This is a genomic window from Pseudomonas sp. MWU15-20650 (assembly GCF_023242475.1).
In the GTDB taxonomy this organism is placed as follows: domain Bacteria; phylum Pseudomonadota; class Gammaproteobacteria; order Pseudomonadales; family Pseudomonadaceae; genus Aquipseudomonas.
In genome coordinates this window covers 337,961-357,018 of record NZ_JALJFG010000001.1, presented here as the reverse complement: position 1 = coordinate 357,018, position 19,058 = coordinate 337,961, and the positions used below count along the sequence as shown (strand labels likewise).

General features: G+C 60.1%; 19 protein-coding genes. 7 read left to right on the top strand and 12 right to left on the bottom strand.

Going from position 1 to position 19,058, the window contains the following annotated elements:
- Nucleotides 1-233: 233 nt before the first annotated feature.
- Complete coding sequence (rep, locus tag M5B43_RS01595) at nucleotides 234-2,243, top strand: DNA helicase Rep (protein ID WP_248748479.1); 2,010 nt, start codon at nucleotides 234-236, stop codon at nucleotides 2,241-2,243.
- A 58-nt stretch (nucleotides 2,244-2,301) separates the two neighbouring features.
- A complete protein-coding gene (locus M5B43_RS01590; protein WP_053258645.1) occupies nucleotides 2,302-2,874 on the top strand; it encodes a xanthine phosphoribosyltransferase in 573 nt (190 codons plus the stop codon).
- 148 nt (nucleotides 2,875-3,022) lie between these two features.
- Here M5B43_RS01590 and M5B43_RS01585 read toward each other — a convergent pair whose 3' ends face one another.
- The 6 genes from M5B43_RS01585 to dadA all read right to left on the bottom strand — a co-directional run bounded on the left by M5B43_RS01585 (nucleotide 3,023) and on the right by dadA (nucleotide 9,121).
- Nucleotides 3,023-4,945 (bottom strand): acetyl-CoA hydrolase/transferase C-terminal domain-containing protein, encoded by a 1,923-nt coding sequence (locus M5B43_RS01585; RefSeq protein WP_248748478.1) that lies wholly within the window; start codon nucleotides 4,943-4,945, stop codon nucleotides 3,023-3,025.
- A 133-nt stretch (nucleotides 4,946-5,078) separates the two neighbouring features.
- A complete protein-coding gene (locus M5B43_RS01580) occupies nucleotides 5,079-5,495 on the bottom strand; it encodes a c-type cytochrome (protein ID WP_248748534.1) in 417 nt (138 codons plus the stop codon).
- 182 nt (nucleotides 5,496-5,677) lie between these two features.
- Nucleotides 5,678-6,226, bottom strand: coding sequence for a cupin domain-containing protein (locus tag M5B43_RS01575; protein ID WP_003176893.1), 549 nt, complete (start codon nucleotides 6,224-6,226; stop codon nucleotides 5,678-5,680).
- Between the two features lie 116 nt (nucleotides 6,227-6,342).
- Nucleotides 6,343-7,416, bottom strand: a complete 1,074-nt coding sequence (gene alr / locus M5B43_RS01570) for an alanine racemase (RefSeq protein ID WP_248748477.1) — start codon at nucleotides 7,414-7,416, stop codon at nucleotides 6,343-6,345.
- Between the two features lie 78 nt (nucleotides 7,417-7,494).
- Nucleotides 7,495-7,848 carry a RidA family protein gene (locus M5B43_RS01565; protein ID WP_248748476.1) on the bottom strand — a complete coding sequence of 118 codons (354 nt, stop codon included), beginning with the start codon at nucleotides 7,846-7,848 and terminating at the stop codon, nucleotides 7,495-7,497.
- Complete coding sequence (gene dadA / locus M5B43_RS01560) at nucleotides 7,820-9,121, bottom strand: D-amino acid dehydrogenase (RefSeq protein WP_248748475.1); 1,302 nt, start codon at nucleotides 9,119-9,121, stop codon at nucleotides 7,820-7,822. Before dadA ends, M5B43_RS01565 begins: the two co-directional genes overlap by 29 nt.
- 156 nt (nucleotides 9,122-9,277) lie before the next feature.
- On the opposite strand from dadA, the gene M5B43_RS01555 reads away from it, so the two are divergent.
- A complete protein-coding gene (locus M5B43_RS01555) occupies nucleotides 9,278-9,766 on the top strand; it encodes an Lrp/AsnC ligand binding domain-containing protein (RefSeq protein WP_003176896.1) in 489 nt (162 codons plus the stop codon).
- 65 nt (nucleotides 9,767-9,831) lie between these two features.
- Here the strand turns inward: M5B43_RS01555 and M5B43_RS01550 are convergent, their stop codons facing one another.
- Nucleotides 9,832-10,185: a YkgJ family cysteine cluster protein gene (locus M5B43_RS01550; protein ID WP_248748474.1), complete on the bottom strand. Its 354-nt coding sequence runs from the start codon at nucleotides 10,183-10,185 to the stop codon at nucleotides 9,832-9,834.
- Nucleotides 10,186-10,300: 115 nt separating this feature from the next.
- On the opposite strand from M5B43_RS01550, the gene M5B43_RS01545 reads away from it, so the two are divergent.
- The gene (locus tag M5B43_RS01545; protein WP_248748473.1) at nucleotides 10,301-11,593 is read left to right on the top strand and encodes an FAD-binding oxidoreductase; all 1,293 of its coding nucleotides are present in this window, start codon (nucleotides 10,301-10,303) and stop codon (nucleotides 11,591-11,593) included.
- Here M5B43_RS01545 and M5B43_RS01540 read toward each other — a convergent pair whose 3' ends face one another.
- Nucleotides 11,594-11,818 carry a DUF1127 domain-containing protein gene (locus M5B43_RS01540; RefSeq protein ID WP_248748533.1) on the bottom strand — a complete coding sequence of 75 codons (225 nt, stop codon included), beginning with the start codon at nucleotides 11,816-11,818 and terminating at the stop codon, nucleotides 11,594-11,596.
- A 166-nt stretch (nucleotides 11,819-11,984) separates the two neighbouring features.
- Here M5B43_RS01540 and M5B43_RS01535 point away from each other — a divergent pair, with 166 nt between their 5' ends.
- Both M5B43_RS01535 and M5B43_RS01530 read left to right on the top strand, forming a co-directional pair.
- Nucleotides 11,985-13,409, top strand: a complete 1,425-nt coding sequence (locus tag M5B43_RS01535) for a PLP-dependent aminotransferase family protein (protein WP_248748472.1) — start codon at nucleotides 11,985-11,987, stop codon at nucleotides 13,407-13,409.
- A gap of 62 nt (nucleotides 13,410-13,471) precedes the next feature.
- Nucleotides 13,472-15,040: a phospholipase D family protein gene (locus M5B43_RS01530; protein WP_248748471.1), complete on the top strand. Its 1,569-nt coding sequence runs from the start codon at nucleotides 13,472-13,474 to the stop codon at nucleotides 15,038-15,040.
- On the opposite strand, the gene M5B43_RS01525 is transcribed toward M5B43_RS01530, so the two are convergent.
- Entirely contained in the window at nucleotides 15,037-16,179 is a 1,143-nt protein-coding gene (locus tag M5B43_RS01525) for an MFS transporter (RefSeq protein WP_248748470.1), read from the bottom strand. The genes M5B43_RS01530 and M5B43_RS01525 overlap by 4 nt on opposite strands.
- A 161-nt stretch (nucleotides 16,180-16,340) precedes the next feature.
- Nucleotides 16,341-17,834, bottom strand: a complete 1,494-nt coding sequence (locus tag M5B43_RS01520) for an aldehyde dehydrogenase (protein WP_248748469.1) — start codon at nucleotides 17,832-17,834, stop codon at nucleotides 16,341-16,343.
- Between the two features lie 230 nt (nucleotides 17,835-18,064).
- Here M5B43_RS01520 and M5B43_RS01515 point away from each other — a divergent pair, with 230 nt between their 5' ends.
- Nucleotides 18,065-18,427, top strand: coding sequence for a cupin domain-containing protein (locus tag M5B43_RS01515; RefSeq protein WP_248748468.1), 363 nt, complete (start codon nucleotides 18,065-18,067; stop codon nucleotides 18,425-18,427).
- A gap of 71 nt (nucleotides 18,428-18,498) precedes the next feature.
- Here the strand turns inward: M5B43_RS01515 and rpmG are convergent, their stop codons facing one another.
- Together rpmG and rpmB are read right to left on the bottom strand one after the other, a co-directional pair.
- Complete coding sequence (gene rpmG / locus M5B43_RS01510; protein WP_003176906.1) at nucleotides 18,499-18,654, bottom strand: 50S ribosomal protein L33; 156 nt, start codon at nucleotides 18,652-18,654, stop codon at nucleotides 18,499-18,501.
- Nucleotides 18,655-18,665: 11 nt separating this feature from the next.
- Nucleotides 18,666-18,899, bottom strand: coding sequence for a 50S ribosomal protein L28 (gene rpmB / locus M5B43_RS01505; protein ID WP_003176907.1), 234 nt, complete (start codon nucleotides 18,897-18,899; stop codon nucleotides 18,666-18,668).
- Nucleotides 18,900-19,058: the final 159 nt, after the last annotated feature.

Sequence of the window (19,058 nt, the reverse complement as noted above, 5' to 3'; positions counted from 1 at the left end):
TTTCGTTGGCGGCGGGCATTATGACGTGCAGCCTGACAATGACAAATGATAGGTGTTATCAAAGGCGCAGACTGTAAACAATAGTCGCGAATATTCCCCGACATCCTGCGGCAAAGTATCAAAACCGGCAAATTTAGATCGAGTGGTACGTCACACCGTCGTTCTATGGCAGCAGAATCTTTCCAGCCTGTTAAAATGCCCGCCCTTTTGAACAACGACTCCCTGAACTCTGTATGTCCCGACTCAATCCCCGGCAGCAAGAAGCCGTGAACTACGTCGGCGGCCCTCTATTGGTGCTCGCCGGTGCTGGCTCCGGCAAGACCAGCGTGATCACCCGCAAGATCGCGCACCTGATCCAGAGCTGTGGCATCCGCGCCCAGTACATCGTCGCCATGACCTTTACCAACAAGGCGGCGCGGGAAATGAAAGAGCGTGTCGGTACCCTGCTCAGGGGTGGCGAAGGCCGTGGCCTCACCGTGTGCACCTTTCACAACCTGGGCCTGAACATTATCCGCAAGGAGCATGTGCGGCTGGGCTACAAGCCGGGCTTTTCGATCTTCGACGAGACCGACGTCAAAGCCCTGATGACCGACATCATGCAAAAGGAATATGCAGGCGACGACGGCGTCGACGAAATCAAGAACATGATCGGCGCCTGGAAAAACGACCTGATCCTGCCTGCCGAAGCCCTGGAAGCTGCGCGCAACCCCAAGGAACAGACTGCCGCCATCGTCTATACCCACTACCAGCGCACGCTCAAGGCGTTTAACGCGGTGGACTTCGACGACCTGATCCTGCTGCCGGTCAAGCTGTTCCAGGAACACAAAGACATCCTGGAAAAGTGGCAGAACAAGGTGCGCTACCTGCTGGTGGACGAGTATCAGGACACCAACGCCAGCCAATACCTGCTGGTGAAACTGCTGATCGGTACGCGTAACCAGTTCACCGTGGTGGGCGACGACGACCAGTCGATCTACGCCTGGCGTGGCGCCCGCCCGGAAAACCTGATGCTGCTCAAGGACGACTACCCGTCCCTGAAAGTGGTGATGCTGGAGCAGAACTATCGCTCCACCAGCCGTATCCTGCGTTGCGCCAACGTGCTGATCTCCAACAACCCCCACGAGTTTGAAAAACAACTGTGGAGTGAGATGGGCCACGGCGATGAGATCCGCGTGATCCGCTGCCGCAACGAAGATGCCGAAGCCGAGCGCGTGGCCGTGGAAATCCTCAGCCTGCACCTGCGCACCGACCGGCCCTACAGCGACTTCGCGATCCTCTATCGGGGCAACTACCAGGCCAAGCTGATCGAGCTGAAATTGCAGCACCATCAGGTGCCGTATCGCCTGTCGGGCGGCAACAGCTTTTTCGGACGCCAGGAAGTAAAAGACCTGATGGCCTACTTCCGGCTGATCGTGAACCCGGATGACGACAACGCCTTCCTGCGCGTGATCAACGTGCCGCGCCGGGAAATCGGTTCCACGACCCTGGAAAAGCTCGGCAACTACGCCACCGAACGCAAGATTTCGATGTACGCCGCCACCGACGAAATCGGCCTGGGCGAACACCTGGACACGCGCTTTACCGATCGCCTGTCGCGCTTCAAGCGCTTCATGGACAAGGTGCGCGAGCAGTGCGCCGGCGAAGACCCGATCAGCGCCCTGCGCAGCATGGTCATGGACATCGACTATGAAAACTGGCTGCGCACCAACAGTTCAAGCGACAAGGCCGCGGATTACCGCATGGGCAACGTCTGGTTCCTGATCGAGGCGCTGAAGAACACCCTGGAAAAAGACGAAGACGGCGAAATGACCGTCGAAGACGCCATCGGCAAGCTGGTACTGCGCGACATGCTCGAACGCCAGCAGGAAGAAGAAGACGGTGCCGAAGGTGTGCAAATGATGACCTTGCATGCCTCCAAGGGCCTGGAATTCCCCTACGTGTTCATCATGGGCATGGAAGAGGAAATCCTCCCGCACCGCTCCAGCATCGAAGCCGACACCATCGAGGAAGAACGGCGCCTGGCCTACGTGGGCATTACCCGCGCGCGTCAGACCCTGGCCTTCACCTTCGCCGCCAAGCGCAAGCAGTACGGCGAAATCATCGATTGTGCGCCCAGCCGGTTCCTTGACGAACTGCCGCCGGATGACCTGGCCTGGGAAGGCAATGACGACACCCCGACCGAGGTGAAGGCTGTTCGCGGCAACTCAGCCCTGGCGGATATACGCGCGATGTTAAAGCGCTAGAATCGACTACTTTTTAATCTACTTTCGGCGCCTGTTGCGCCAACAGAGGAAGCTTTCCGTGGAAGCACTGCACAAGAAAATTCGCGAAGAAGGCATCGTGCTTTCCGATCAGGTACTCAAGGTCGATGCCTTTCTGAACCACCAGATCGACCCGGCGTTGATGAAACTGATCGGCGACGAATTTGCCGCGCGGTTCAAGGACTCGGGCATCACCAAGATCGTCACCATCGAAGCTTCAGGCATAGCCCCGGCAATCATGACCGGCCTGAACCTCGGCGTACCGGTGATCTTTGCACGCAAACAGCAATCCCTGACCCTGACGGAAAACCTGTTGTCGGCGACGGTGTACTCGTTCACCAAGAAAGTGGAAAGCACGGTGGCGATCTCCCCACGCCACCTGACCAGCAGCGACCGCGTCCTGGTCATCGATGATTTCCTGGCCAACGGCAAGGCGTCCCAGGCACTGATCTCGATCATCAAGCAGGCCGGTGCGACCGTTGCCGGCTTGGGGATTGTGATCGAGAAGTCGTTCCAGGGCGGCCGTGCGGAATTGGATGCGCAGGGTTATCGGGTTGAGTCGCTGGCGCGGGTGAAGTCGTTGGCCGGTGGCGTGGTCACCTTCATCGAGTAATTTGCTATACAGCAGATGCTAGGTGAACACAGATCAAAATGTGGGAGGGGGGCTTGCTCCCGATTGCGGTGTATCAGTCACCAGATGTGTTGGCTGACCCACTGCTATCGGGAGCAAGCCCCCTCCCACATTTGCCCTCTATTGCCTGTTAGTGCGCGGTGGCCTGGAGGCCGGCGAGTAACAGGCGCTGATACAGATCCTCCTTGAACCCCTCCGGCTGATCCAAGCGCATACGTTTGAGATGCTCGGAAAACGCCTCCGGCTCCGGTGCATCCAGCGCCGCCTTGCCCAACTCCAGAATCTCGGTCAGCTTGAATTTGCTCTTGAGCCAGTTCAACGCCCGCAACAAATCCCGCTCCTCATCCGTGAAGTCACTGCCCAGCGGATACTCCGGGAACAACCGACGATGACGCGCCTGTATCCCCTTGAGACGCTCCGGCGTGTTGTCGGTAAAGCGCGGGGCCAGTTGGAAATCCTTGGGCAACTTGCCAGCCTTTTGCGCGTGTTCGATCAAGTCGTCCTGGAACCTGGAGTCAGTGATATTCAACAGGGCCTCGATCACCTTGGCATCGGTTTGCCCACGCAAGTCGGCAATGCCGTATTCGGTGATGACAATATCCCGCAGGTGCCGTGGGATAGTGCAGTGGCCGTACTCCCAGACAATATTGGAACTGACCTCCCCCGCCGACTCACGCCAGCTGCGCAGGATCAGGATCGAGCGCGCACCTTCCAGTGCATGCCCTTGGGCAACAAAGTTGTATTGCCCGCCGACACCGCTGAGCACACGACCGTCTTCCAACTGGTCGGCCACGCCGGCACCGAGCAATGTCACCATGATCGCGCTGTTGATAAACCGCGCATCCAAGCGCTGCAGGCGTTTGAGTTCCTCCTGACCGTGCAGCTCGTTGATATAGCTGATACGGGTCATATTGAATTCCAGGCGCTTACTGTGGGTCATTTCCTGCAAGCGCTGGTAAAAACTGCGCGGCCCCAGGAAGAAACCGCCATGGATCGAAACACCGTCGGACTGCGCCGCATCGTCCAGAGTGCCTGCGTTGGCCTGCGCCTGGGTCGCCACATCCGGGTATACCTTGCGCCGCACAATCCCGGCATCCGCCAGCACCAGCAGGCCGTTGACGAACATCTCGCTGCAACCGTAGAGGCCACGAGCAAAAGGTTCGACACCGCCTTCACGACTGATCAAAGGCGCCCACTGGTACACATCCAGGTCCGTCAGCAGCAACCGATAGGCCTCGTTATCGCCCTGGCGCGCCAGCAAGGCGGCGGTCAGCGCATCGCCCATCGAGCCGATGCCAATCTGCAACGTGCCGCCATCGCGCACCAAGGTGCTGGCATGTAAGCCGATAAAGTGGTCCTGAAAACCCACTGGCATATTCGGCGTGGAGAACAGCGTGGTGCTGTCCTTCTCGTCGATCAGGTAGTCGAAGGCATCCATGCCCAGTTCGGCATCGCCAGGCATGTAGGGCAAATCGCTGTGGACCTGGCCGACAACGAGGATGGTTTCGCCTGCTTCGCGGCGCTTGGCGATCATGGGCAGCAGATCGAGGGTGATATCGGGGTTGCAGCTCAGGCTCAGCCGGTCGGGGTGCTCGGCGCTGCTGGCGACCAATTGCGCCACCAGGTTCAAGCCGGCGGCGTTGATATCGCGGGCAGCGTGGCTGTAGTTGCTGCTGACGTAATCCTGCTGCGCCGAAGCGCTGTGCAACAGGCTGCCAGGCTGCATGAAGAATTGCTGCACGCGGATGTTCTTGGGCAGGCTGTCCTTGTGCAAATCCGCCAGGAAATCCAGCTCGGGATAATCGCCGAATACCCGCTCGATAAAGGGTTCGAGAAAGCGCTTCTGCAACCCGTCACCCATGGTCGGGCGGCCCAGGGCCAGTGCGGTGTAGATCGTCAGCTCGCGCTCCGGCAGCTTGGCGATACGCCGGTACAGCGCGTTGACGAACAAGTTGGGCTTGCCCAGGCCGAGCGGCATGCCCATGTGGATATGCGCCGGCAACCGCGCCAGTACGTCGTCAACTGCTTGCTCGATTGAACACAACTGCACCATCCGACCCTCCTGAACATTCCGTGATTAGGGGTTGGACCGAGCTTGCCGGGTCTTTGCTGCAATGAACAGCATCGAAGTACAAATGGCGGGCACAAAAAAGCCGCTGGTCAGCGGCTTTTTGGCGAAGATCGGTTTATTTAAGCCCCGACATCTTCTCGATTGCGCCCTTAAGCTCGGCATCCGAGCAATCGGCGCAGGTGCCTTTAGGCGGCATGGCATTCAGGCCGGTGATGGCCTTGGCCAACAGGCCATCGAGGCCGCCTTGATGATCGGCGCGGTCTTTCCAGGCCGCGGTGTCACCGATTTTCGGTGCGCCCAGCAAACCCGTGCCGTGGCACGCATTGCAGTGCTTGGCAATCACGTCATCCGGCGTCTTCGCGCCACCGCCGCCGCCCACTGCCACGGCCACTTCCATCCCTTTGCATTCCTGACCCTGGACACACACCTGGCCGACAGGCTCCAGGCGCTTGGCAATCTCATCATTGGTCGCAGCTTGAGCGCTGACAGCCCATAGGGCCAGTACGGTTGCTGGTGCGGCCAGCATTTTCATAATTAGGTTCACGCGTTCACCCTCAATGGTGGCTATTCACGCCTGCGGCCACGGTTTCGCAGGCGGCGAAAGTATAACGGTTAGCCCGCCCGGCCGAAACAACCCTATTAAACAAAGGGAGATTCAACCTCACGGAATACAGCTACGGGCACCTCTGCAACGCTGGCACGACGCCTCTATTCTTAAAAGTTCGCGGGTGTGGCTGCGCTGATTAGTCGCGCCGGCACGTCGAACGGATTACGAAAACGATGGGGCTTGGTGCTTTCAAAGTAGTAGCTATCGCCCGCTTCGAGCACAAAAGTTTCAAGACCGACCACCAACTCCAGGCGTCCTTCCACCAGGATCCCGGTTTCCTCGCCTTCGTGGGTGAGCATTTCTTCGCCCGTATCGGCGCCCGGCGGGTAGATTTCATTGAGAAACGCAATGGCCCGGCTGGGGTGCGCCCGACCCACCAGTTTCATGGTGACAGCGCCGTCGGAGATGTCGATCAGCTCATTGGCTTTATAGACGATCTGCGTCGGTATTTCCTGGAGGATCTCCTCGGAAAAGAACTCGACCATGGACATAGGGATACCGCCCAGCACCTTGCGCAAGGAGCTGATCGAGGGGCTGACGCTGTTTTTCTCGATCATCGAGATGGTGCTGTTAGTGACGCCCGCACGCTTGGCGAGCTCACGCTGGGAAAGACCTTTGAGTTTACGGATGGATTGCAGTCGTTCGCCGACGTCCAATGCAGGAGCCTCCTAGAATTCAGGCTTTGTTGTAATTGAGCGTTATCATGGCGACAGCGTTCAGTATTTACAACACTTGGGCCTAAATCCTGGCCAGCTCCATTCGTAAGCGGCGTTCAACCGCCGGAGTAGAGCCTCGGCACCCGACGCAGGTTGCAGAAAATCTGATAGGGAATGGTCTCGGCGGCAACAGCGACGTCACTGGCGAGGATGTTTTTACCCCACAGTTCCACGGTAGAGCCAAGGCCCGCCTGCGGGACGTCGGTTAGGTCGATACACAGCATGTCCATGGACACGCGCCCCAACAACTGGCTGCGCTGGCCCGCCACCAACACCGGTGTACCGGTTGGCGCGTGGCGTGGGTAGCCGTCGGCATACCCCATGGCAACCACGCCGATCCGCATCGGTTTGGGCGTGATGAACTTGGCGCCATAGCCCACCGGCTCACCGGCTGGCAGTTCGCGCACGCAGATGACTTTCGACTCCAGGGTCATCACCGGCTGCAAACGCGCCGCCACAGCCTGGTCTTCGCCAAACGGCGTCGCGCCATACAGCATGATGCCCGGACGTACCCAGTCGCTGGACACATTCGGCCAGCCCATCACCGCTGGTGAGTTGCGCAGGCTGACCTCAGCCGCCAAGCCCTGGCGCGCGGCGTCAAACACCGACACCTGCTCATTACTGCGCACGCAGTCGAGCTCATCGGCGCGGGCAAAGTGGCTCATCAACACGATCTTGGCCACTTTGCCACTGGCCAACAGGCGCTGATAAGCCTCGTGGTAATCCTTGGGATGCAGGCCGACGCGGTGCATGCCCGAATCCAGTTTGAGCCAGATGGTCAGCGGTTTACTCAGTTGGGCTTGTTCAATGGCGTCCAGCTGCCACAGCGAATGCACCACGCACCAGAAATCATGCTCGATGATCAGCGGCAGTTCGTCGGCTTCGAAAAATCCTTCCAGCAACAGCACCGGCGCGCGAATACCGGCAGCACGCAATTCCAGGGCTTCCTCGATGCACGCCACGGCAAACCCATCGGCCTCGGCTTCCAGCGCCTGGGCCACGCGCACGGCACCATGGCCGTAGGCATCAGCCTTGACCACGGCGAGAGCCTTGGCCCCCGTGACTTCACGGGCCAGTTGGTAGTTATGACGCAGGGCTTGGAGGTCGATCAGGGCACGGGCAGGACGCATGGCGGCAGGCTTCTAGGCGGCAGGTAAAGAAAAACCGGTGCCGACCAACAACGTCGGCACCGGGAGAGGGATCAGGGTTTAAGGCAGCGCGGCCACGACGGACAGCTCTACCAGGATTTGCGGTTCGCACAACTTGGCTTCAACCGTGGCACGGGCCGGGGCCACGCCTTTGGGCAGCCACGTGTCCCACACCGCGTTCATGCCGGCGAAGTCGGCGTCGATGTCTTTCAGGTAGATCGTCACCGACAGCAGCTTGGTCTTGTCGGTGCCGGCCAGGTCCAGCAACCGCTCGATATTGGCCAGGGTTTCACGGGTCTGCTTTTCAATCCCGGCACTCATGTCGTCGCCGACCTGCCCTGCCAGATACACAGTACCGCTGTGAACAACGATCTGGCTCATGCGTTCATTGGTGAGCTGGCGCTGGATTGACATGTCTTGCGGACTCCTGGTGGTTGCCATAACGGGAAATATCGAGGCCTTCAGCGCTGATTTGCGGCGTTTTCTTCGCCATCAGGTCGGCCAGCAAACGACCGGAGCCGCAGGCCATGGTCCAGCCGAGCGTGCCGTGGCCGGTATTCAGGAACAGGTTCTTGAACGGCGTGGCACCGACAATCGGCGTGCCATCGGGTGTGGTCGGGCGCAGGCCGGTCCAGAAACTGGCTTCGGTCAAATCGCCGCCCTGAGGATAAAGGTCGTTGACGATCATCTCCAGGGTTTCACGCCGACGTGGGTTCAGCGACAGGTCAAAGCCGGCTATTTCAGCCATGCCGCCGACGCGGATACGGTTGTCGAAACGGGTGATCGCGACCTTGTAGGTCTCGTCGAGAATGGTCGACGTCGGGGCCATCGCCGGGTTGGTGATCGGCACGGTCAACGAGTAACCCTTGAGCGGATACACCGGCGCCTTGATCCCCAGTGGCTTGAGCAGCTTCGGCGAATAGCTGCCGAGGGCCAGCACGTAGCGGTCGGCGGTTTCCAGCTTGCCATCGATCCAGACGCCATTGATGCGGTCGCCGGCATAGTCGAGGCGCTGGATGTCCTGCTCAAAGCGGAACTCCACGCCCAATTGCTTGCACATGTCGGCCAGGCGCGTGGTAAACATCTGGCAGTCGCCGGTCTGGTCGTTAGGCAGGCGCAGGGCACCGGCGAGGATATCGGTGACGCTGGCCAAGGCCGGCTCAACGCGAGCAATGCCGGCACGGTCGAGCAGTTCAAACGGCACACCGGACTCTTTCAGCACTGCAATGTCCTTGGCGGCGCCATCAAGCTGGGCCTGGGTACGGAACAGCTGAGTGGTACCAAGGCTTCGGCCTTCGTAGGCAATACCGGTTTCTGCGCGCAATTCGTCGAGGCAGTCACGGCTGTACTCAGACAGGCGGACCATACGCTCCTTGTTCACCGCATAACGGCTGGCGGTGCAATTGCGCAGCATCTGCGCCATCCACAAGTATTGATCGATATCGGCGGTGGCCTTGATCGCCAGCGGCGCGTGGCGCTGCAACAGCCACTTGATGGCCTTGAGCGGCACGCCCGGTGCGGCCCATGGCGAGGCATAGCCAGGCGATACCTGGCCAGCGTTGGCGAAACTGGTTTCCATGGCAGCGGCGGGCTGACGGTCGACGACTACAACGTCAAAGCCGGCCCGCGCCAAATAGTAGGCACTGGTCACCCCAATGACACCGCTACCCAAGACCAGAACGCGCATTTTTATATCCTCATCACGGGCTTAGCCGCTGACGTGTGTTATTCGAGCAATGATGGGCGCAGTATAAAAAGCAATCACCAGTGCATTTCACTATATAAATGCCTATATTTGGCGACAATTCTCGGCAAAAACCCTTTTCACAGAGGCGTATCCCCTATGCGTACCAACACACAGACCAAGCGGGAGCTGGACAAGATCGACCGCAACATCTTGCGCATCCTGCAAACCGACGGGCGTATTTCGTTCACGGAGCTGGGTGAGAAGGTCGGGCTGTCCACCACGCCGTGTACCGAACGGGTACGGCGCCTGGAGCGCGAGGGAATCATCATGGGCTACAACGCGCGGCTCAACCCGCAGCATTTGAAGGGGAGTTTGCTGGTATTTGTCGAGATCAGCCTGGATTACAAGTCTGGCGACACCTTTGAGGAATTCCGCCGTGCCGTGCTCAAATTGCCCCATGTGCTGGAGTGCCACTTGGTGTCAGGGGATTTCGACTACCTGGTGAAAGCGCGGATCTCCGAGATGGCTTCGTACCGCAAATTGCTGGGCGATATTTTGCTCAAACTCCCTCATGTGCGCGAATCCAAGAGCTATATCGTGATGGAAGAGGTGAAGGAGAGCCTGAACCTGCCGATTCCGGACTGACTAACACAACTCAATCGAATGTGGGAGGCGGCAAGCCCCGTCCCACATTTGACCCCGTAAACCTGTCAGACCAGCACTTGCCGGGTACTCGCCATGTACGCATGGATCTGCTTTTCAACTCGAGGATGAATCAGCTCCACCGGCCCCCGGCCATTGGGGCACGGCAAGGTCTTGGTGGTACCGAACAGGCGGCAGATCAGCGGCCGTTCGTCATACACGGTGCAGCCGTTCGGCCCCAGGTGCACGCAATTCAACTCGTCCATGGCCGCCTCCTGCTCGGCGGCGGTCTTGCGGGGCAGGCGCGACATTTCCTCGGGTGAGGTGGTCACTGGCCCACAGCAGTCGTGACAGCCGGGGACGCACTCGAAAGAAGGAATCTGTCGGCGCAGCGCACTGATTTTCTGACTGTTACAACTCATCGAAACATGTACCGAACGGCGAATAGGCGTGGATTCTGCAGCAAAACGGCCTGCGCAGACAGCTTCATCCGACCGCTGTATCCTGCGTCAAATTTTCCAAACAGGGATGCTCCCCATGACTGCCAGCGCCCGGCACACCACGTCCTACTACGCCGCCAGCAGCGTGCCGCAACCCGATTACCCGGCGTTGACGGGCGATGTGAGCGCCGATGTGTGCGTGATCGGCGGTGGTTTCTCCGGGCTCAATACCGCCTTGGAGCTGGCCGAGCGTGGTTTCAGCGTGGTGCTGCTGGAAGCGCGCAAGATCGGCTGGGGTGCCAGCGGGCGCAATGGCGGCCAGTTGATACGCGGCATTGGTCACGGTCTGGACCAGTTCGCCAATGTGATCGGCACCGACGGTGTTCGCCAGATGAAACTGATGGGCCTGGAAGCGGTGGAAATCGTGCGCGAGCGTGTTGAACGCTTCCAGATTCCCTGTGACCTGACCTGGGGTTACTGCGACCTCGCGAACAAGCCCCGCGACCTGCTGAGCCTGGCCGAAGACGCCGAAGAGCTGCGCAGCCTGGGCTATCGCCATGAAGTGGAGCTGCTGCAAGCCAGCCAGATGAGCCGCGTGATCGGCTCCGAGCGCTATGTCGGCGGTATGATCGACATGGGCTCCGGCCACCTGCACCCGCTGAACCTGGCGCTGGGCGAAGCTGGTGTTGCCCGGCAGTTGGGCGTGAAGCTGTTTGAGCAATCTGAAGTGACACGCATCGACTACGGCACCGAGGTCAAGGTGCACACCACCCAAGGCAATGTGCGCGCCAAGACCCTGGTGCTGGCCTGTAACGCCTACCTCAATGGCCTCAACCCGCAACTGAGTGGCAAGGTGCTGCCAGCCGGCAGCTACATCATCGCCACCGAGCCCTTGAGCGAAGCCCAAGCCGCCAACCTACTGCCGCAAAACATGGCCGTGTGTGACCAGCGGGTAACGGTGGACTACTTCCGACTGTCTGCCGACCGCCGCCTGTTGTTCGGCGGCGCCTGTCACTATTCCGGTCGCGACCCGAAGGACATCGGCGCCTATATGCGGCCGAAGATGTTGCAGGTGTTCCCACAACTGGCCAACGTGAAAATCGACTACCAATGGGGCGGCATGATCGGCATCGGCGCTAATCGACTGCCGCAGATTGGCCGGCTGGCAGATCAGCCCAACGTGTATTACGCCCAAGCCTATGCAGGCCATGGTCTCAACGCTACGCATCTGGCGGGCAAGCTGCTGGCCGAAGCCATCAGCGGCCAGCAACAGGGGCGCTTCGATCTGTTCGCCCAGGTGCCGCACATCACCTTCCCCGGCGGCAAACACCTGCGTTCGCCGCTGCTGGCACTCGGGATGCTCTGGCACCGCCTCAAAGAGCTGGTTTGATCAACCGCGCCAGAAGGGTTTCAAACCCTCATGGCGCGCCTGTTCTGCCGTCAGCCCTACATCGCGCAATTGCTCGGGGGTCAGGCTCATCAAGACTTTGCGTGTGCAACGGCGATGCCAGAACAGCACCCAGCGGCTCTCCGTGAGCCCCGACATCACCCGCCCCTGCCCCACTTCCAGTTCCTGGCCGTGTAGCGCCAACCGCACATCACCCATGCCGTTCATTTTGCAGTCCCTCATTTGCCTGTTGCCATGAGTGACTAGGATGGGCGCACAGGCAAAGCCATTACAGATTCAGCCAATTTTTATTAAATCCATACAGACACTGACTCTGGACGCCTGAATCCTGTATTTTGCCTCTATCTGTACTGGTCTCTCAGGAGCAACTGTCATGACGCTCTACGTCAACCTCGCCGAATTGCTGGGCACTCGCATCGAACAAGGCTTCTATCGCCCTGGAGATCGGTTGCCCTCAGTGCGGGCATTGAGTGTGGAGCATGGGGTTAGCCTGAGCACTGTGCAGCAGGCTTATCGACTGCTGGAGGATAACGGCCTGGCGACGCCCAAGCCTAAGTCCGGCTATTTTGTGCCTGTTGGCCGCGAGTTGCCGGCACTGCCCGAGGTGGGGCGCCCCGCGCAGCGGCCGGTAGAAATCTCCCAGTGGGACCAAGTGCTGGAGCTGATTCGCGCGGTGCCGCGCAAAGATGTCATACAGATGGGGCGTGGCATGCCGGATGTATTATCACCCACCCTCAAGCCCCTGCTGCGCAGCCTGGCACGTGTAAGCCGGCGCCAGGATCTGCCAGGGCTGTATTACGACAACATCCTCGGCTGTATGGAGCTACGTGAACAAATCGCTCGACTGTCATTGGATTCCGGCTGCCAATTGAGCGCCGAAGACATTGTAGTGACTACGGGCTGCCATGAGGCACTGTCCGCCAGCATCCACGCAATCTGTGAGCCCGGCGACATCGTCGCGGTGGATTCGCCCAGCTTCCACGGGGCCATGCAAACCCTCAAGGGCCTGGGCATGAAAGCCCTGGAAATCCCCACCGACCCGCTCACCGGCATCAGCCTGGAAGCCCTGGAGCTGGCGTTGGAACAGTGGCCGGTCAAAGTCATTCAACTCACCCCAAACTGCAATAACCCCCTGGGTTACATCATGCCCGAGGCGCGCAAGCGCGCACTGCTGACCCTGGCTCAGCGCTTTGACGTGGCAATTATCGAAGACGATGTGTATGGCGAACTGGCCTACAGCTACCCGCGCCCGCGCACCATCAAATCGTTCGACGAAGATGGCCGCGTATTGCTGTGCAGCTCGTTCTCAAAAACCTTGGCGCCTGGCCTGCGCATTGGCTGGGTCGCACCGGGTCGGTACCTGGAGCGGGTGCTGCACATGAAATACATCAGCACCGGCTCTACCGCCACACAGCCGCAGATCGCGATTGCCGAGTTCCTCAAGGGCGGTCACTTCGAGCCCCATTTGCGCAGGATGCGCACGCAATACCAGCGTAATCGCGACTTGATGCTCGACTGGGTCAGCCGCTACTTCCCGGCCGGGACGCGTGCCAGCCGGCCGCAGGGCAGCTTTATGCTATGGATAGAGCTGCCTGATGGTTTCGACACATTGAAACTCAATCGTGCTCTGGTGGAGCAAGGCGTCCAGGTGGCCGTAGGCAGTATCTTTTCCGCGTCCGGCAAATACCGTAATTGCCTGCGCATGAACTACGGAGCCAAGCCAACGCCGCAGATTGAAGAAGCCGTGCGCAAGGTCGGTGCCACCGCGAGTAAAATGCTGGCCGAGACCGACGACTGACCTTTCCCGAGCCATTGCCGTCATATGCCGACAACCGCCCTGATCCGGAAGCAGTTTCCTTGATGATTCGACGGCTCTTACCGTTTTTGCTGTTAGGCGCATTGGCCCTGGGTGGCTGCGCTACGGTCGACAACCCACGTATCCCCAGCGACGCCCTGCCAGCGGCACAGTCGTCGTTCGGCCGCTCGATCCAGACCCAGGCGGCGCCGTATCAGGGACGCTCCGGCTTCCGCTTGCTGCCCAATAGCAGCGAAGCCTTCATGGCCCGTGCCGAGCTGATCCGCAACGCCCAGACCAGCCTCGACCTGCAGTACTACATCGTGCATGACGGCATCAGCACCCGGATGCTGGTAGATGAACTGCTCAAGGCCGCCGACCGTGGGGTGCGTATCCGGATCCTGCTGGACGACACCACCAGCGACGGCCTTGACCAGATCATCGCCACCCTCGCCGCCCACCCCAAGATCGAAATTCGCCTGTTCAACCCCCTGCATCTTGGGCGCAGCACGGGCGTCACGCGCGCCATGGGCCGCGTGTTCAACCTGTCGCTGCAACACCGGCGCATGCACAACAAACTGTGGCTGGCGGATAACAGCGCGGCGATCGTTGGCGGGCGCAACCTGGGGGATGAGTATTTCGACGCCGAACCCAACCTGAACTTCACCGATATCGACATGCTCAGCGTCGGGCCGGTAGCCGAGCAGTTGGGCCACAGCTTCGATCAATACTGGAACAGCGCCCTGAGCAAGCCCATCGATGACTTCATCTCAAGCAAGCCCTCCAAAGGCGACCTGGCCGCCGCGCGCACTCGCCTGCACGATTCGCTGGCCGAATCGCGCCAGCAGCATCACGCCTTGTACAACCGCTTGCGCACCTACCAGACCCAACCACACATGGACACCTGGCGCCGTGAGCTGATCTGGGCCTGGAACCAGGCGCTGTGGGACGCGCCGAGCAAGGTATTGGCCAAGGCCGATCCAGACCCTCGCCTGCTGCTGACCACCCAACTGGCGCCGGAGCTACAGGGCGTCAACCATGAGTTGATGATGATCTCGGCGTACTTCGTACCGGGGCAACCCGGGCTTGTGTATCTGACCGGGCGCGCCGACGCAGGCGTATCGGTGAGCCTGCTGACCAACTCCCTGGAAGCTACCGATGTACCGGCCGTGCACGGCGGTTACGCGCCCTACCGCAAGGCGTTGCTGGAGCACGGGGTCAAACTCTACGAGTTGCGCCGCCAACCGGGGGACGCCGGAGGCGGCAGCGGCCCGCATCTGTTTCGTCGAGGCAGCTTCCACGGTTCGGACTCCAGCCTGCACAGCAAGGCGATGATCTTTGATCGCGAAAAGTCGTTTATTGGCTCGTTCAATTTCGACCCGCGATCAGTGCTGTGGAACACCGAAGTCGGCGTACTGGTGGACAGCCCCGAGCTGGCGGAGCACGTACGTAACCTGGCACTGGAGGGCATGTCACCGGCCTTGAGCTATGAAGCGAAACTGCGCGATGGCCAAGTGGTGTGGCTCACTGAAGATAACGGCCAGTTACATACCCTGACCCAAGAGCCAGGCAGTTGGTGGCGACGGTTCAATGCCTGGTTCGCCACCACCGTCGGCCTGGAGCGCATGCTCTAGGCTGTTTGTGCTGCGCCAAACGCCCCTTGGCGCAGCAACAGCACCACCAACCCAGACGCCCCGGCGGCCATCAGCCACGGTAGCGCATGCCCACTGATCCACTGGCTGCCTGCACCCGCCACGAGCGGCCCGATCAGGCATCCGATACCCCACAGCTGCGCCACATGGGCATTGGCACGCACCAATGCGTCGTCACGGTAGCGTTCGCCAATCAAGATCAACGACAGGGTAAACAACCCTCCCGCACTGGCACCGAACACCACCCATACCGGCCAGATCAGCGGGGTGTGCATCAACGGCGCAATCGCCAGGCTCGACGCCAGCAACAGCAGCGCGCACCCCAGGAACAGCGTGCGTCGCGGCAGGTAGTCGGCCAAGGCACCGATAGGCAATTGCAGCAGCGCATCACCGACCACCACCGTACTGACCATCGCCAAGGCGATCTCGGCAGTGAAACCCTGTTGCAGGCAGTACACCGGCAACAGCGTCAGAATCATCGCTTCGAACGCGGCAAAAAGCGCCACTGCCCAGGCAATCGCCGGCAGGCTCAAACAGAAGCGCCACAGGTCACCAAAGGTGACGCTGAAGGACTCCGCGGTCGGTGCACCAGAACGCCTCAGCAGCAACAACGGAGCCACCATCAGCAGGCCCACACCCACCCAGAAACCGTAGTCATGATCGGTGCCGATCAGCCCCAGCAGTAAGGGCCCCGACAGTTGGCTCAAGGCGTAACTGCAGCCATACAACGCCACCAGTCGGCCACGCCACTGCTCCACCACCAATTGATTGATCCAGCTTTCGCCAAGAATAAACACGATGGTCAGGATCACCCCGATCATCAGCCGCAGCACCAACCACACCGGGTAGCTGGGCAGGATCGCCAGCAAGCCGATGGACACGGCACCGGCCCACAGGCACAGGCGCATCAAGTGGGCGGTACCGAGCCAAGAGGCCATTCGGCTGGAGACCTTGGCCCCCAACAGCACGCCAAACGCCGGCATCGCAGCCATCACGCCAATGGCGAAACTGCCGTAGCCCCAACCTTCCAGCCGCAAGGACACCAGCGGCATGCTGACACCCAGCGCCAGGCCAACGCTGAGCACCGAGGCCAGGACGGCGAAATAAGTCGCCCAACGCATTTCCACGCTCCTGTGGAGGATTATTTTCAGCGCTGCAAACGAACTGTAGGAGCGAGCTCGCTCGCGAAGAACTCAAGGACACCGCGTTTAACTGGAGTTCACGCGTATCGTTGACGCTTTTCGCGAGCAAGCTCGCTCCTACAGGGGATCAGCGGTGCTGCTTACAGCTTGATCCAGGTCGCCTTCAGCTCGGTGTACTTGTCGAACGCATGCAGCGACTTGTCGCGACCATTGCCCGACTGTTTGAAACCGCCAAACGGCGCAGTCATGTCACCGCCGTCGTACTGGTTCACCCACACGCTACCGGCACGCAGGGCCTTGGCAGTCAGGTGCGCCTTGGAGATATCCGCCGTCCACACTGCGGCAGCCAGCCCGTATTGGGTGTCGTTGGCGATGGCGATGGCCTCTTCAGCGCTGTCGAAGGTGATCACCGACAGCACTGGGCCAAAGATCTCTTCCTGGGCAATCTTCATGGCGTTGGTCACGCCGTCGAAGATCGTCGGTTCCACGTAAGTCCCGCCCGTGTCTTCCAGAGTACGCTTGCCGCCGGCCACCAGCTTGGCACCGTCAGCATGGCCAGCCTCGATGTACGACAGCACGGTGTTCATCTGCTGAGTGTCCACCAGCGCCCCCACAGTGGTGGCGGGGTCCAGCGGGTTGCCCGGCTTCCAGCCTTTGAGGGCCTCGATCACCAGTGGCAGGAATGTGTCCTTGATCGAGCGCTCTACCAGCAGGCGCGAACCCGCGGTGCAGACTTCGCCCTGGTTGAAGGCAATGGCGCCGGCGGCGGACTCGGCGGCAGCTTGCAGGTCCGGAGCGTCGGCAAACACGATGTTCGGGCTTTTGCCGCCCGCTTCCAGCCAGACGCGCTTCATGTTCGATTCGCCGGAGCGGATCAACAGTTGCTTGGCGATCTTGGTGGAGCCGGTAAACACCAGGGTGTCGACATCCATGTGCAACGCCAGCGCGTTACCCACGGTGTGCCCGTAGCCTGGCAGCACGTTGAACACGCCTTTTGGAATACCGGCTTCAACCGCCAGGGCCGCAATGCGGATGGCGGTCAGCGGGGACTTTTCGGACGGCTTGAGAATCACCGAGTTACCGGTCGACAGCGCGGGGCCGAGTTTCCAGCAGGCCATCATGAGCGGGAAGTTCCACGGCACGATAGCGCCGACAACCCCCACGGGTTCACGGGTCACCAGGCCCAGTTGATCGTGCGGGGTGGCCGCGACTTCGTCGTAGATCTTGTCGATCGCCTCGCCGCTCCAGCTCAAGGCTTGCGCCGCGCCGGGCACGTCAATGCCCAGGGAGTCGCTGATCGGCTTGCCCATGTCCAGGGTTTCCAGCAGCGCCAGCTCTTCGGCATTGGCCTTGAGCAGTGCGGCGAAACGGATCATGGCGGCTTTGCGCTTGGCCGGCGCCAGGCGCGACCAGACACCGGAATTGAAGGTAGCGCGGGCGTTTTCTACGGCACGCTGGGCGTCGGCGGCGTCACAGCTGGCGACGGTAGCCAGCAGACGGCCATCGACCGGGCTGATGCATTCGAAGGTGTTACCGGAAGCGGCGGCGGTGTATTCGCCATTGATATAGGCGCGGCCTTCGATCTTCAGATCCTTGGCGCGTTGTTCCCAGTCGGCACGGGTCAGGGTGGTCATGCGAGTGTCCTCCTCTTATTGAATACAAGGGCCAGGTGATGTCCCCCGGCAGCCTCAAAGAATTCTTGCCCGGCCAGCCTGCTGTTCGGCTCAAGGCAGCTGCCACCCTAAACCAGCGGCCGGGGATGTTTCAATATATTTGACATAACGGCGGCAAACGCCCTTGCGATGTTCATTTTAATAAACATAGACTTTGGGCTCTCCAACCGCAGGCCAGACGGGAACCGCACATGAGCATCCAGGACATCGTCGACTTCAGCCAAGCCAGCACCGCGCCCGACCGCTACCGCCCTGCCGCCGAAAAAATCCTCAAGGGCGATCCCGAGCAAACGATCTACAACCACTACAACAGTCCGTGCGGCCAGATGAGTGCAGGGGTCTGGGAAGGTGAAGTCGGGCAGTGGAAGGTCAACTACACCGAACATGAGTACTGCGAGATCGTGCAGGGTGTTTCGGTGCTGCGCGATGCCGACGGCAACGCCAAGACCTTGCGCGCCGGCGACCGCTTCGTGATCCCCGCCGGCTTCAGCGGCACCTGGGAAGTGCTGCAAGCGTGCCGCAAGATCTACGTGGTGTTCGAACAGAAAGCTTGATCAGCAAATCGAAGGCAAAAAAAAGCCCGGATCGTGAGATACGGGCTTTTTTTCACAAGGAAGAAAATCAATTACTTGATTTTGCCTTCTTTGTAGATCACGTGCTTGCGAACGCGCGGGTCGAACATTTTCTTTTCGAGCTTGTCCGGGGTAGTACGCTTGTTCTTGTCGGTAGTGTAGAAGTGACCAGTACCGGCGCTAGAGATCATTCGAATCAATTCACGCATGATAGAGCTCCTTAGATCTTGCCAGCGGCGCGGATTTCGGCCAGCACGACAGTGATGCCACGCTTGTCGATGATACGCATGCCTTTGGCAGATACACGCAGGCGAACAAAACGTTTCTCTTCTTCAACCCAGAAGCGGTGATGCTGCAGGTTCGGCAGGAAACGACGACGGGTTTTGTTATTTGCGTGGGAAATGTTATTCCCAGTCACCGGACCCTTACCGGTAACTTGACAGACTCTCGACATGCCTCAGCCCTCTAAAACCACATGCCCAACCCGGCATGGGTTGGCCGCTTAATCTCTCAGTCATTTGGCGCCAGGCGCCGCGTTTCTTTAGGGTCTTACCGGCTACACCTACAAGCGAAGGAACCGGGCCCCTAGAAAAGAGCGCTGCTTTATACCAGA

Coding starts and splice junctions, on each gene's coding strand:
- rep (WP_248748479.1), top strand. CDS start 234: ATGTCCCGACTCAATCCCCGGCAGCAAGAAGCCGTGAACTACGTCGGC.
- M5B43_RS01585 (WP_248748478.1), bottom strand. CDS start 4,945: ATGGTGCAGTTGTGTTCAATCGAGCAAGCAGTTGACGACGTACTGGCG.
- M5B43_RS01580 (WP_248748534.1), bottom strand. CDS start 5,495: ATGAAAATGCTGGCCGCACCAGCAACCGTACTGGCCCTATGGGCTGTC.
- alr (WP_248748477.1), bottom strand. CDS start 7,416: ATGCGTCCTGCCCGTGCCCTGATCGACCTCCAAGCCCTGCGTCATAAC.
- M5B43_RS01565 (WP_248748476.1), bottom strand. CDS start 7,848: ATGTCAATCCAGCGCCAGCTCACCAATGAACGCATGAGCCAGATCGTT.
- dadA (WP_248748475.1), bottom strand. CDS start 9,121: ATGCGCGTTCTGGTCTTGGGTAGCGGTGTCATTGGGGTGACCAGTGCC.
- M5B43_RS01555 (WP_003176896.1), top strand. CDS start 9,278: ATGCGTACCAACACACAGACCAAGCGGGAGCTGGACAAGATCGACCGC.
- M5B43_RS01550 (WP_248748474.1), bottom strand. CDS start 10,185: ATGAGTTGTAACAGTCAGAAAATCAGTGCGCTGCGCCGACAGATTCCT.
- M5B43_RS01545 (WP_248748473.1), top strand. CDS start 10,301: ATGACTGCCAGCGCCCGGCACACCACGTCCTACTACGCCGCCAGCAGC.
- M5B43_RS01540 (WP_248748533.1), bottom strand. CDS start 11,818: ATGAACGGCATGGGTGATGTGCGGTTGGCGCTACACGGCCAGGAACTG.
- M5B43_RS01535 (WP_248748472.1), top strand. CDS start 11,985: ATGACGCTCTACGTCAACCTCGCCGAATTGCTGGGCACTCGCATCGAA.
- M5B43_RS01530 (WP_248748471.1), top strand. CDS start 13,472: ATGATTCGACGGCTCTTACCGTTTTTGCTGTTAGGCGCATTGGCCCTG.
- M5B43_RS01525 (WP_248748470.1), bottom strand. CDS start 16,179: ATGCGTTGGGCGACTTATTTCGCCGTCCTGGCCTCGGTGCTCAGCGTT.
- M5B43_RS01520 (WP_248748469.1), bottom strand. CDS start 17,834: ATGACCACCCTGACCCGTGCCGACTGGGAACAACGCGCCAAGGATCTG.
- M5B43_RS01515 (WP_248748468.1), top strand. CDS start 18,065: ATGAGCATCCAGGACATCGTCGACTTCAGCCAAGCCAGCACCGCGCCC.
- rpmG (WP_003176906.1), bottom strand. CDS start 18,654: ATGCGTGAATTGATTCGAATGATCTCTAGCGCCGGTACTGGTCACTTC.
- rpmB (WP_003176907.1), bottom strand. CDS start 18,899: ATGTCGAGAGTCTGTCAAGTTACCGGTAAGGGTCCGGTGACTGGGAAT.